The sequence below is a fragment of the Dyella sp. BiH032 genome (assembly GCF_031954525.1).
In the GTDB taxonomy this organism is placed as follows: domain Bacteria; phylum Pseudomonadota; class Gammaproteobacteria; order Xanthomonadales; family Rhodanobacteraceae; genus Dyella_D.
Genome location: NZ_CP134867.1, coordinates 441424 through 455539 on the forward strand (window position 1 = coordinate 441424; position 14116 = coordinate 455539).

Annotated in this window: 6 protein-coding genes; all 6 read left to right on the plus strand. The window is 66.8% G+C overall.

The features are described from left to right. Positions 1-10 precede the first annotated feature (10 nt). The 6 genes from RKE25_RS01820 to RKE25_RS01845 all read left to right on the plus strand — a co-directional run bounded on the left by RKE25_RS01820 (position 11) and on the right by RKE25_RS01845 (position 14097). Entirely contained in the window at positions 11-2194 is a 2184-nt protein-coding gene (locus RKE25_RS01820; RefSeq protein WP_311840563.1) for an SUMF1/EgtB/PvdO family nonheme iron enzyme, read from the plus strand. Beyond that, positions 2191-4050, plus strand: coding sequence for a beta-L-arabinofuranosidase domain-containing protein (locus RKE25_RS01825; protein ID WP_311840564.1), 1860 nt, complete (start codon positions 2191-2193; stop codon positions 4048-4050). The genes RKE25_RS01820 and RKE25_RS01825 overlap by 4 nt, the downstream gene beginning before the upstream one ends. A gap of 114 nt (positions 4051-4164) precedes the next feature. After that, positions 4165-5328: a CoA transferase gene (locus RKE25_RS01830; protein WP_311840565.1), complete on the plus strand. Its 1164-nt coding sequence runs from the start codon at positions 4165-4167 to the stop codon at positions 5326-5328. Positions 5329-6920: 1592 nt separating this feature from the next. Beyond that, complete coding sequence (locus tag RKE25_RS01835) at positions 6921-9896, plus strand: TonB-dependent receptor (RefSeq protein ID WP_311840566.1); 2976 nt, start codon at positions 6921-6923, stop codon at positions 9894-9896. A gap of 11 nt (positions 9897-9907) precedes the next feature. Next, entirely contained in the window at positions 9908-12166 is a 2259-nt protein-coding gene (locus RKE25_RS01840; protein ID WP_311840567.1) for a cellulase, read from the plus strand. A gap of 341 nt (positions 12167-12507) precedes the next feature. Beyond that, the gene (locus RKE25_RS01845; protein WP_311840568.1) at positions 12508-14097 is read left to right on the plus strand and encodes a DUF5597 domain-containing protein; all 1590 of its coding nucleotides are present in this window, start codon (positions 12508-12510) and stop codon (positions 14095-14097) included. Positions 14098-14116 lie beyond the last annotated feature (19 nt).

A 14116-nucleotide genomic window follows, 5' to 3' on the forward strand; every position in this document is an offset into this window, starting at 1 on the left:
CAGTGCTTCCATGAATCCTTCCGACCATCCGCACGACGTGGACACCGGCGACGCCAACCCGCCGCCCGTGAAAACCGAATACAAGTTCTCCCACGTCACCACCGGCCGCTACCTGCCCACGCCGGGCAAGGCACCCGGCTGGCCGTTCGCCGAGATCGGCCACTGGAAGATGGACGTGGATGGCACGGCCGACGACTGGATCGCCGAGCTGAAGGACTGGCGCCGCGAGCACCTCACGCGCATCGGCTACGACGACGCCAACTATCGCCGCCCGGAACTGCAATGGGCGCAGCGCAACTTCGTGCACGCTCAGATGATGGTGGAGGACCGCTACTTCTTCGATCCGGCAACCGGGCGCTATACGGTCGACCGCTACCTGGACGATCTGGAGCGGCGCTATGGCGGCATCGACAGCGTGCTGCTCTGGTATGTCTATCCCAACATCGGCATCGATGACCGCAACCAGTTCGACCTGGCACGCGACCTGCCCGGGGGGCTCGACGGCTTGCGCGGCGCGGTGGAGGATTTCCACCGCCGCGGCGTGCGCGTGTTCCTGCCCACCATGCCCTGGGATAACGGCACGCGGCCACAGGGCCAGCGCGACTGGGACGCTGCCGCCGAACTGGTGAAAGCCGTCGGCGCCGACGGGCTCAACGGCGATACCTACAACGGCGTGCCGCGCGCGTTCTTCGACGCCTGCGACGCCGCCGGGCGTCCCGTGGTGCTGCAGCCCGAATCCACCATCAGCGCGGAAGAACAGCTCATCTGGAACGTGCAGAGCTGGGGCAAGAAGGCGCCGAACGAGGTCATCCCGCCAGTGGCCAAGTTCAAGTGGCTCGAACCGCGCCACATGATCAACTACGAGAACCGCTGGGGCCGCGAGCGCAACCACGACCTGCAGTACATGTTCTTCAACGGCGTCGGCTACAACGCGTGGGAGAACGTGTGGGGCATCTGGAACCAGCTCACGCCGCGCGATGCGGAGTCGTTGCGCCGCATCGCGGCGATCGAGCGGCAGTTCGCGCCGGCGATGGTGAGCATGGAGTGGCGGCCCTACGAGCGCACCCTGCAGCACGGCGTGTTCGCCAGCCGCTTTCCGCTTGCCGATTACACGGTGTGGACGCTGGTCAACCGGCACGAGTACGACATCGAGGGCGAACAGCTCGCGGTGCCGCACCGCGAAGGCGTGCGCTACGTCGACGCATGGCACGGCACGCCGCTGGAGCCACGCATCGAGCAAGGCCGCGCCGTGCTTTCCTTCGCCATGGAGGCGCGCGGCTTCGGCGCCGTGCTCGCGCTGGCGCCGAAGGCGTCGATCGATGGCCTGGACGCTTTCCTGGCGCGCATGCGTGAACTGACGGCGACGCCGCTGCGTTCCTTCTCCGCCGAGTGGAAGGCCTTGCCGCAGCAGCTGCGTCCCATCGCATCCACCGCGCCGGTCGCCCGCGCTCCCGAAGGCATGGTGGCGATCCCCGGCGGCGACTTCGACTTCGCCGTGGGCGGCATCGAGATCGAAGGGCAGACCTGGGCGGGCAACGACGTGCAGTACCCGTGGGAAAGCGCGCCGCGCCGCGGCCATCGCCATCGCATGCAGCTGAAGCCCTATTACATCGACCGCACGCCGGTGACCAACGGGATGTTCCACGCCTTCCTCCGCGACAGCGGCTGGAAGCCGGCCGACCCGCACAACTTTCTGCGCCATTGGCGCGACGGCGCGCCGCCGCCGGGATGGGAGAACAAGCCGGTGACCTGGGTGTCGATCGAGGATGCCCGCGCCTACGCCGCCTGGGCCGGCAAGCGCCTGCCGCACGAGTGGGAATGGCAGTACGCCGCGCAGGGCGCGGACGGGCGGCTCTATCCGTGGGGCAATGCCTGGGACGAACGCAAGGTGCCCGCGGTGAACCGCGGCCGCACGCTGCGCGCACCGGACGATGTGGACGCTCACCCCGATGCGGCCAGCCCGTTCGGCGTGCTCGACCTGGTCGGCAACGTGTGGCAGTGGACCGACGAATATCTCGACGAGCACACGCGCGCCGCCGTGCTGCGCGGCGGCAGCAGCTACCAGCCGCGCACCTCGCACTGGTATTTCCCGCAGGCCTATCGCCTGGACCAGCACGGCAAGTACCTGCTGATGGCGCCGTGCAAGGACCGCTCCGGCAGCGTGGGCTTCCGCTGCGTGGTGGACGCGGCGTGAGCGCGAACGTGCAGTTCGAGGCACTGGCGCCGGCTTCGGTGCGCCTGGACGGTCCGCTGGGCGAGGCGCTGGCGGCTAACGCGCGGGGACGCCTTTCCCACTTCGTCGAGGACGAACGCAGCCCGGCCATCGCGCTTTTTGCGCCGGAACGGCGTGCAGGCAACACCGAAGGCGACTGGTACGGCGAGCACGCCGGCAAGTGGCTGTATGCCGCCGCCAAGGCCGCGGCACGCACGCGCGGCGAGACGCTGCTTTCGCGCGTGCGCCGCGTGGCCGACTACCTCGCCTCGGTGCAGGAACCGGACGGCTATCTCGGCACTTACGCGCCGGAGCGCCGCTTCATGCGACCGCAGCCGTCCAAGCCGGCGAGCTGGAACGGCGAACCCAGCGTGCGCACCTGGGACATCTGGACGCATGCCTACCTGATCCTCGGCCTGCTGGAAGCGCACCGGCACTTCCCCCAGACGCGCTGGCTGGCGGCGGCGCGCGCCATCGGCGACCTGTGCTGGCGCACGCTCACCGACGGCGGTATCGACATCACGGAGCTGGGCAACCACTTCGGCCTATCCGCCACCGTGTTGCTGGACCCCGCGATGGAGCTGTACTTCGCCACCGGCGAAGCACGCTACCTCGCCCTGGCCAAACTCGTGCTGGATCAGGCGAACGCGCATCGCGACCTGGCGCTGCTGCCGCGCATCGAAGCCGGTGCCGACGCCGCCGAGATCGCCACCGGCAAGGCGTATCAGCTGGCGTGGAACCTGGTCGGCCTGGCGAAGCTGTACAAGGCGACCGGCGAAACGGTGTATCGCGACGCCCTGCACCGCATGTGGGACAGCATCCGCACCCATCACCTCACGCTCGGCGGCGGGCCGTGGGGCGGTGTGATGCATCGTTCGCGCGAAGTCTTCAACGCGCCCCATACCTTCAGCCCGTACGGCTATGTCGAGACCTGTTCCAGCCTCGCGTGGATGCAGCTCAACCGCGAGCTGCTGCTGATCGAGGGCGATCCGAGATATGCCGAGGAGATCGAGCGCACCGCCTACAACGACCTGCTCGGCGCGCAGGCGCCGGACGGCGAGGACTGGTGCTACTACGTCTTCCCCAACGGCCGTCGCGTGCACACCACCTACTGGCGCTGCTGCAAATCCAGCGGCGCGATGGCCTTGGAAGAACTCCCGGGCGTCGCCTACTTGCGCGATGCGCGTGGGCTGGCAGTGAATCTCTACGGTGCCGGCAGCGTCACGTTCACGTGGCCCGACGCCGGCGAAGTCACGCTGGAACAGCGCACGGGCTATCCCTTCGCCGGCGGCGTGCTGTTGCGGTTGCGCGTGCAGCAGCCGGCGCGCTTCGTCCTGAAGCTGCGCATCCCGTCATGGGCGGAAGGAGCCAGCGTGCGCGTTGGCGGCGAGGACGTGCCCGCCGTGCCGCGCCGCTATGTCGCGATCGAGCGCGAATGGCAGGACGGCGACGAGATCGCGCTGCACTTCCCCATGGCCGTGCGGCTGCATCGCGCGGTGAACCGCAATGTGCAGGAATCGCGCGCGCCGGACGGCGAGCCGGTGCGGCAGCAGGTGCTGCGCTTCGACTACGTAGGCCTCACACGTGGCCCGCTGGTCTACGCCACGGAGCTGATCGACGGCTTCAAGATCGAGGAAACGCTTCGCCTGCCGTCCGCCGATCCCACCGACTGGCTCACCGTGCTGCCGCCCGACGAAGGCGACGCCGCGCCGCGCATCGAAGTGCGCCCGGGCTATCGCGCGCCGCTGTATTTCGAGCCGTATTACCGCGTCGGCGGACGCATGGATGGCGCATGGCGGCTCACCTGGCTGCAGCTGGCGCCGGAGCCGCCGTGGTGAAGCAAGCGATCGTGCTGATAGAACATATCCGACGCGCCTGTTTCCGCGTCCGGCAGCGGCGCAAAGTAGCGGCGACCACGACACGACAGCAGGAGCCTCGCGGATACGCGGCCTATGGAAAGCTCTTCACCTGATCCGGCCGCCGCCGCGCGCGGCCCTTTGCACGGCATCCGCGTGCTCGACCTGAGCGCGTACATCGCCGGTCCCTACGGTTGCACCTTGCTGGCCGACCAGGGCGCCGATGTGCTCAAGATCGAGCCGCCCGGCGGCGACAATCTGCGCCAGTACCCCTCCACGTTGCCCACCGAGAGCCGCGCCTTCCTCGGCGTCAACCGCAGCAAGCGCGGCATGGTGCTGGACCTGAAGAACCCCTCCGACCACGCCGTGCTGCTGCGGCTGGTGCGCGACGCCGACGTGCTGGTGCACAACTTCCGCCCCGGCGTGCCGAAGCGCCTGGGTATCGACTTCGACCAGCTGAGCGCGCTGCATCCGCGCCTGATCTACTGCGCCGTCACCGGCTATGGCGAGAGCGGTCCGATGAAGGACAAGGCCGGTTACGATCAGGTATTGCAGACCATGACCGGCATGTGCGCGCTGCAAGGCAAGCGCGGCGGTCCGCCAGAAATCATCTACGGCTCGGTGGTGGACTACTACGCCGCCGCGCTGGTCGCCGCCGGCGTGTCCTCCGCGCTGTATGAGCGCGAGCGCAGCGGCCTGGGCCAGTTCGTCGGCGTGTCGCTGCTGCGCGCCGCGCTCACCATGCAGTCGGCGCGGTTGATCTGGGCCGATGGCGAATCGCTGGACATCGGCCGCGACATGCGTTCCGGCGGCGTCACCGGCATCCATCCCACCGCCGAGGGTTACATCTATATCTCCGCCAACACGCCGCACTTCTGGCGCGCACTGTGCGAGAAGACCGGCTTGCAGGCGCTGGCCGCCGATGCGCGCTATGACACCGTACGCAAGCGCGCTGAACACGCGGCCGAGATCCTGCCGAAACTCCACGAGGCACTCGCCGCGCATTCGGCGATGGAATGGGAACGTCGCTTCGGCGACGAAGTACCCAGTGCCGCAGCTCGCCGCATCGAGGATATGTTCGAGCACCCGCAGGTGCTGGCCGAGGGCATCGTCGGGACGATCGAGCATCCGGTGGTGGGGCGTTATCACGGTGTCGCGCAGTCGATCAAGTTCGGCCGCACGCCGGGGCCGGCGCCGTTTGCGGCGCCGATGTTGGGGCAGCATACGGGGGTGGTGAAGGGGGAGTTGGGGGAGGGGTGAGGGTTGGGTTTGTTTGGTGTTTTGGTGGGGGTATTGGGGTGGTTCTGCTGTGTGGGTGGCGCGGATTTTTGGCGTGATGTGGTTGCGTGTGGTCTGGACGCTTGTGTGATGTGGCGGTTTGGGGGGCTCGTCGTTGCGCGGGGCTGATCTTCGTCGTTCGTACTAAGGTTACGTTTTCGCGATCTGGCCGCTTATGCAGCGGGCATTTCGGACGCCTGCCGGCGTCCGAGTTACTTTCTCTTTGCTGGCCCAAAGAGAAAGTAACCAAAGAGAAATGGCCTGAGGTCAAAGGCTCGCGGCGGGGGTTGGGAGAGCACGTGGTGTTTTCTCAGCTGCTCGATCGCGCGACTCGAAGTGGGACTGAGGTACGTAGAGGGGACGTCGAGGCGCCGGGGCGGAGAGGACGGGGAGCGGTGTGTCGGCTTTAGTGATCCTGCGATAGCACCGCACTTCTCCCTCTCCCCTGCGGGGAGAGGGCGGGGTGAGGGGTCCTACGGAGCGAGACCTTCGATCCATCTTGTCCCGACCTAGGGCGGGAGTACTGTGAGTGCACTCCAATGCCTTTTCCTGTGTCTTGCCCCAGGGTTGCTGGTAGCTCGCCCAACTTGCATGGGAGCTATGGCTCTAGTGGCGTTTCCGCGAGCACCCGCCCCTCATCCCGCCTTCTCCCCGGAGCGGAGAAGGAGAAGTGATGGACCGAGGCGAAAACCAAACAAGAGCGAGCGAAGCGATGCTCCGTACCGCTCTTGATCTCCCGGGTTCCCTTCGCGGCGGTGAGGGCTGGACGATCAGGCCCGCGAAGCGGGGCGGGGGCAGGACGCCCCCGCCTTTTCGATCAGGACATGGATGTCCTGTCGAAAAGCCCGGCCAGCCCTCAACGCACCCGCAGCAGCGAAGGCTGCGGAGGGCGCCGCGCAGGGGCCCTTCTTCTTGGTTACTTCTTCTCGTGGTCCCCCTTGAGGGGATGGGCAAGCAAGAAGAAGTAACTCGCTCTCCGGCAGGAGAGCGAAACCCCTCGCCCGCGAGGGCGAGACAAGGCTTGCAATAAGGCGACAACAGAGCGCTGTCGCCACTGGATGACTCGCCGCGCTCGCCTGTCCGGGGCCGCCTTTCGGGCATTCTCCGCGCTTCGCGCTCCGTCCGGCCCACGCCGGAATGACGAGTAGGTGGGGACGAGGTGCCCTCTGCGCCTCGCGTTGGGTTCCAAGCTCACCCCAACCTACGTGAGTACGCCCTCCGCTCCGCCCGCACCGGAACCACAAGCAGGTAAGGCGAGGCAATCGTCAGCGCCTCGCACAGGGCTTCGCGAGCGAACCCCAACCTACGCCAACCTTGCGAACCCCACCCCAAGCCGCCGCGCGAAAGCACACAACGCCCCCACTTGTCTCGATCCATGTGGCAACCGCAAACGAAGAAACATTAACCCCAGCATTCAATTTCGTAATTGTGCCCCGCACCCCCCTCCCCCAGCATGCGACTGCCACAGGCCGGTGGGGCTGGCACCCAGCCTTCGGTAGGGGAAACCGGGCCGGCCTGCGAAGAGCCGACGGATACGTTCCGCGGACACAAAAATCTGTTGGAGAGTCGTGACCATGATCGAGAGAGTGCATGGCGGGGAGTCGTGTCGCCTGTTCCAGGTTCAGCGCCGTCTTCACGGTACGCGCCTGGCATGGGCCGTAGCGGTGGGGCTGGCTCTGTCGTACGGGCCGGCGCTGCGCGCGCAGCAGGCCGAACCGGTGCAGGACAACGGCGCGCCGGCCAAGACCGGCCAGCAGGCCAAGCCGAAGAAGGACGGCGACAAGAAACCCGTGCAGGACCTGGCCGGCGTCACCGTGACCGGCGTGCGCGCCAGCTTGCAGTCCGCGCAGCAGCTCAAGCAGAACGCCGACCAGATCGTCGACTCCGTCACCGCCGTCGACATCGGCGCGCTGCCTGACCGTAGCGTCACCGAAACCCTGCAGCGCGTCAGCGGCGTCACCATCGACCACTTCATGGCGCGCAACGACCCCGACCACTTCTCCGCCGAAGGCAGCGGCGTGATGATCCGCGGCCTGACTCAGGTGCGCGGCGAGTTGAACGGGCGCGATGTGTTCAGTGCCAACTCCGGCCGTGGCCTCAGCTTCGAGGACGTGCCAGCCGAGCTCATGGCCGGCGTGGACGTATACAAGAATCCCTCTGCCGAGATCATCGAAGGCGGCATCGGCGGCACGGTCAATCTGCGCACGCGGCTCCCGTTCGACTCGCCGGGGCGGGTAATCGGCTTCACCGGCGGCGTCAACGAAGGCGACTTCGCCAAGAAGAGCAAGCCGTCGGCTTCGTTCCTCTACAGCAATGTGTGGAAGACCGAGAACCATGGCGAATTCGGCGCCTTGTTCGATGTGGCCTTCTCCGAACTGGCCACGCGCTCGGACGGCATCCAGATGGAGCCTTATGTCAGGCGCAACGACGACGCCGTACTCAAGGGCACCAATTTCACCAACGTCTATGTGCCTGGCGGCGCCGACTGGCGCACGCTGGATTTCCAGCGCCGCCGCATCGGCCTGGCCGGCGCATTGCAGTGGCGACCCAACAAGAACCTGGAGCTGACCAGCCAGGTACTGCGTTCCGACTACCGCATGCAATGGGACGAGTTCGGCGGCATCTTCAATGACAGCAGCAACAACGTGCATCCGGCCAACGGCGGCACCTTCAACTACGACAGCAATGGCGTGTTCCAGAGCGGCACGCTGGCGTCCGATTCGTGGCGCGGAAATCTGACGACCGATGGCGTGCGCTTCATGGCCGACCGCCGCTACGCGACTCAGCGCACCATCACCACTGACTGGTCCAACAGCCTCAAGTACAACATCAACGACCAGATGGTGCTGTACGCCGATGCGCAGTTCGTCAAGTCGACCAGCCAGTCGCTGGACTTCACCGTGTTCGACGCCACCTACCTGCCCGGCGTCACCCTGAATGTGCCTGGCGGATCCAAGCCGACCATCACCTCCGACCCCGCCGCCTACGCCACCAATCCGGCGAATTATTTCTGGAGCGCGGCGATGGATCATCACGAGCGGAACAAGGGGCTGGAGCGCGCCCTGCGGCTGGACCTCGAATACAACTTCGAGGACAGCAAATGGCTGCGCTACGTGAAATTCGGCGTACGCGCCACCAGCCGCACCGAGCTGAACAAGAACAACGGCTACAACTGGGGCGTGGTTTCCGACAACTGGGCCGCCATCGATAGCCCGAGCGGTCTGGCGGACCTGGCCACCTATCTGCCGAGCATGTCCTCGTTGTACACGTATTCGAACTTCTTCCGCGGCAACGCCAGCATGCCGCCGCAGCTGTACTTCCCCAGCGACAAGCTGGTGCGCGACTATCACTACGCCTACCAGCAGCTGCATGCGTTCGGCTCGCCCACGGGCTGGGCGCCGCGCGACATCTATCGCAAGCAGGACGTCAACGATCAGACCGAAAGGACCAAGTCCGCGTACGGCGTGCTGTACTTCGGCAGCGACGATGCGCTTGGCGTGCCGGTGGACGGCAACGTGGGCATCCGCCTGGTGCGCACCGACGTCACAGCGAACGGCTACGGCCAGTATCCGGACCTCACCACCAGCGGCGTCGACCCCAGCCTGATGGCGATGTACTACGGCCAGTATTTCCCGCTGAACTCCAGCGGGCACTACAAGAACGCACTGCCCAGCTTCAACCTGCGCTTCAAGTTCACCGACAGCCTGCAATGGCGTCTGGCCGCGTCCCGGGCGATGACCCGTCCGGACTTCACCCAGCTGCAGCCGTATCTGCAGATGGGCGCCACGCTCACCTCGGACAACACCGCGGTGACCAAGTGGAACGGCTCGGCCGGCAATCCGAACCTCAAGCCGATGCGCGCCAACCAGTACGACACCGCGCTGGAGTGGTATTTCGCGCCCACCGGCCAGCTGTACGCCACGCTGTTCTACAAGGACGTACGCGACTACATCGCCAACCAGACGCGCACCGAGATCTACAACGGCCAGCCGTTCGAGGTGACCCGTCCGTACAACATGAGCAAGGGCAAGATCCGCGGCGGCGAAATCGGCTATCAGCAATTCTTCGATTTCCTGCCCGGCTGGCTCAAGGGCTTCGGCGTGCAGGCCAACTTCACCTACGTCGACAGCAAGGGTGGCACCAACAGCGCCACCGATCCGTACTCCAACACCACCGTCACCGGCGTGGTGCTGCCGCTGGAAGGGCTGTCCAAGCGCAGCTACAACCTGGTCGGCATGTACGAATATGGCGACTGGTCGATGCGCCTGGCCTGGAACTGGCGTTCGCGCTATCTGCTGACCGCCAGCGACGTGGCCACCAAACTGCCGACGTGGTCGGACGACTACGGGCAGCTCGACGGCTCGATCATGTACCGCCTCAACAAGAGCGTGCAGGTGGGCCTGCAGACCAACAACCTCACCAACTCCACCACCAAGGTCCTGATGGGACCGACCAGCTACGCCGACGGCACGGTCGACCACCGCCTGTACAACCGCGGCTGGTTCGTCAACGACCGCCGCTACGAGCTGGTGGTGCGCGCGACGTTCTGATGGCAGGGCGCGTGGCAGGGATCGATACGGGCCGGCGCGGTCGCGCACGGCCCGGATGGAGGGCGGCGCTGGCGGTTTGCCTGCTGGCGTTCGCCGCGTCAGTGGCGGCCGAAGACGCGGTGCCCTATCGTTACGCCGGCGTGCGCATCGGCGGCGGCGGCTTCGTCAGCGGGCTGGTGTTCCACCCGACGGAGAAGGGCCTGTACTACGCGCGTACCGACGTCGGCGGCGCCTATCGCTGGGACGATGCGGCCAAGCGCTGGGTGCCGCTCACCGACTGGATCGAGGCGAAGGACGAGAACCTGCTGGGCATCGACAGCCTCGCCGTCGATCCCTCCGATCCCGAACGTGTCTACCTCGCCGCAGGCACTTACACCGCGCCTCAGGCCGGCAACGGCGCGGTACTGCGCTCGGCCGATCGCGGCCGGCATTTCGAGCGCGCCGACATGCCGTTCAAGATGGGCGGCAACGAACTGGGCCGCGGCAATGGCGAGCGGCTGGCGGTCGATCCGCACGACGGCCGCGTGCTGTTCCTGGGCTCGCGCGGGGCGGGCTTGTGGCGCAGCGAGGACTACGGCGCGCATTGGTCCAACGTGAAGAGCTTTCCGGCCGTCAGCACATCGCCTTCCGCTATCGCGGAGAACAAGTGGCGCAGACAGGCGATCGGTATCGTGTTCGTGACGTTCGAGCCCGCCAGCGGCAAGCCGGGCAAACCGACGCCCACGCTGTATGCCGGCGTGTCGACGCAGGAAACCAGCCTGTTCCGTTCCGATGACGGCGGCGGCACGTGGAAGCCGGTGCCCGGCCAGCCCATCGGACTTCGCCCCAACCACATGGTGCGCGGCGGCGATGGCGCGTACTACCTGAGCTACGGCGACGAGCCCGGCCCCGACACCATGCACGATGGCGCGGTTTGGAAGTACGAACCGTCGAGCGGACGCTGGACCGAGATCACGCCCTGGCCACGTCCGAAGGATGGCCAAAGCGGGTATGGCTGGGGCGCGGTCGCGGTGGACCCGCGCGATCCGAAGGTGCTGATGACCGCGACCTTTGCGCACTACACGCCGAAGGACGAACTGTTCCGCAGCACCGACGGCGGTGCGCATTGGACGGCGGTGTTCCCGCGCTCCGAATTCGAACACTCCACCGCCACCTGGACGCGCGACCACACACCGCACTGGCTGGCATCGATCCAGATCGACCCCTATGACCCGGACCACGTTCTGTTCGTCACCGGCTACGGCATCTGGGCCTCGCGCGATATGCGCGCGATGGACCGCGGCGGCACGGTGCATTGGGCGTTCCAGGACGAAGGACTGGAAGAGACCGTGGCGCTGGGGTTGATCAGCCCGCCAGAAGGCGCGCACTTGCTGAGCGCCATCGGCGATCTCGACGGTTATCGCCACGACGACCTCGACACGGCGCAACTGCAATTCGCGGCGCCGCCGCGTTACGCCAACGGCGAGAGCATCGATGTCGCGCAGGCGAAGCCGGCGCTGATCGTGCGCAGCGGTTTCCTGCGCAAGCCCTTCGGACCGGCGATCCGCGCGGCCTGGTCCGAGGACGGCGGCCGGCAGTGGAAAGCCTTTGCCAGCGAGCCGCCGGAAGGCGAGGGCGCCGGGAGCATCGCCATCGCCGCGGACGGCAGTACGGTGGTGTGGGCGCCGCGCAACGCGTCGCATGTCTACCTCACCCATGATGTCGGCAAGGCTTGGACGATGGTCGAAGGACTCGGCCCCAACCTGCGCGTGCTGGCGGATCGAATCGACGCCAAGCGCTTCTATGCCTACGACCGCCAGAGCGGCGCGCTATTTGCCAGTCGCGATGGCGGTACACATTTCACGCCGATCGATGGCGAGCTGGGCGAAGCATCCCGCGGGCGCGCGCAGACGCGCGTGCAGGCATCGCCGGATCAGGCCGGCGTGTTGTACGTCGGCAGCCGTGACGGCGAATGGTTGAGGGGTTCCCAGGACGGCCGCGTGCTCAAGCGCTTCGCTGGCGTCACGGGCGTCGATGCGTTCGGCTTCGGCAAGGCGGCGCCGGGGAACCACACACCGACGCTGTTCATGGCCGGAAGGCTGCGCGACGCGCAGGGCATCTTCCGCTCCCTGGACGATGGCGCGAGCTGGCAGCGCATCGACGACGCGGGTCACCGCTACGGCCGGATCAGCCACCTTGTCGGCGACCCGCGCATCTTCGGCCGCCTGTACTTCGCCACCAGCGGACGCGGTATTTTCTATGGCGATCCCGCCAGTGGGGCAACGCCATGAACCCGCAACACCGCCCTCTCCCTTCCGGAGAGAGCGTTGGAGCGACGGGCCGGGCGGAGCGCAACACCGAATCCCACGGCCACCTGCCCCCTCTCCCCTCCGGGGAGAGGGCTGGGGTGAGGGGCCGGGCGGAGCGTGGAGCTGACTCTTGCGACAAGCGTGAAGCCTTTTTTCCTCGCTTTGTCCAAGCGCCTTCTCGAGCACCCGCCCCTCATCCGCCTGTGACCAACGGGAATCCCTGTGGGACCGGCACCTTCCTCGCTCCTCAAAGCCGGGCACATCCATGTGCCCTCCCCGCGTGCTCCCCAAAGGGGAGAAGGACTCTCCTAGGTCACGTCTCCATGCTCCTGAAGCGCCTCCTCCTCCTCACCCTCGCCACACTTACACCCCCCGCCTTCTCTGCCGAACTTCCCCGCATCGCTACCGACCACGGCCGCCACGCGCTCTTCGTCGACGGCAAGCCTTTCCTGATCCTCGGTGCGCAGGTCAACAACTCCAGCAATTGGCCGGCCGCGCTCGACGAAGTCTGGCCGGCCATCGATAAGCTCCACGCGAACACCGTGCAGGTACCCATCGCCTGGGAACAGATCGAAGCGAAGGAAGGGCAGTTCGACTTCAGCTTCCTGGACACCCTCGTCGGCCAGGCGCGCGAGCACCACGTCCGCCTGATCCTGCTGTGGTTCGCTACCTGGAAGAACAACGGTCCCAGCTATGCGCCGTCCTGGGTGAAGCTGGACGACCGCCGCTTCCCGCGTGTCCATGACCGCGAAGGCAAGCGCCTCAACTCGCTGTCGCCGCTGGCCACGGCCACGCTGGAAGCCGACCGCAAGGCCTTCGTGCAACTGATGACGCATCTGCGCCAGATCGACGGCGACCGCCACACCGTGATCATGGTGCAGGTGGAGAACGAAGCCGGCACCTACGGCAGCGACCGCGACCACTCGCCGATGGCCGATAAGATCTTCGGCGGACCGGTGCCGCAGGAACTGCTGCGCGCCACCGGAAAATCCCCGGGCAGCTGGAGCCAGGTCTTCGGCAACGATGCCGCCGAATTCTTCCACGCCTGGCACGTCGCGCACTTCATCGGACAGGTAGCTGCCGCGGGCAAGGCGGTCTATCCGCTGCCGATGTACGCCAACGCGGCGCTGCGCGACCCGTTCGAGCCGGGCATGCCCGGCAGCTACGAGAGCGGCGGACCGACCGACAACGTGCTGCACGTCTGGAAGGCCGCAGCGCCGGCGCTCGACGTGCTGGGGCCGGACATCTACCGGCCCGACTACCGGCACTACAGCACCTATCTGGAGCGCTACGCGCGCAAGGACAATCCGCTGTTCGTCGCGGAAACCGGCAATGCCCCGGTCTATGCGCGCTATGTCTACGCCGCACTGGGCGCGCGGGCAATCGGCTGGTCGCCGTTCGGTATGGATTTCACCCGCTATTCCAACTACCCGCTGGGCGCGCGCAAGCTGGACGACGCCACCCTGGAAACCTTCGCCGCCAACTATCGCGTGCTGGCGCCGATGGTGGGCGAACTCGCGGCGGCGGCCCACGCTGGCAAGCTGTGGGGCGCGGCTGAGCCCGACGATACGCATGAGCAGACGCTCGACCTGGGGAACTGGCAGGTCCGCCTGGGCTACGGGCAACTGCAGTTCGGCACCGAGCCGCCCAAGGGCAACCCCGAGCGCACGAGTGGCGCGCTGTTCGCCCAGCTGGGCGATAACGAATACCTCGTCGTCGGCCGCGATGTGCGGGTGAGCTTCCTGCCCGCGCGCGGACGCAAGGTGGATTTCCTGCTCGATCGCGTCGAGGAGGGGCATTACGAGAACGGCCAGTGGGTCTTCCGCCGCCTGTGGAACGGCGACCAGACCGATTGGGGCCTGAATTTCACCGGCGAGCCGCAGGTACTGCGCGTGCGGCTCGCCACGTATTGAAGGAACGACGACGCATGAT

What these genes read in the sequence shown, in the direction of transcription:
- RKE25_RS01845 (WP_311840568.1), top strand. Translation starts at nt 12,508, where the DNA reads ATGCTCCTGAAGCGCCTCCTCCTCCTCACCCTCGCCACACTTACACCC.
- RKE25_RS01820 (WP_311840563.1), top strand. Translation starts at nt 11, where the DNA reads ATGAATCCTTCCGACCATCCGCACGACGTGGACACCGGCGACGCCAAC.
- RKE25_RS01830 (WP_311840565.1), top strand. Translation starts at nt 4,165, where the DNA reads ATGGAAAGCTCTTCACCTGATCCGGCCGCCGCCGCGCGCGGCCCTTTG.
- RKE25_RS01835 (WP_311840566.1), top strand. Translation starts at nt 6,921, where the DNA reads ATGATCGAGAGAGTGCATGGCGGGGAGTCGTGTCGCCTGTTCCAGGTT.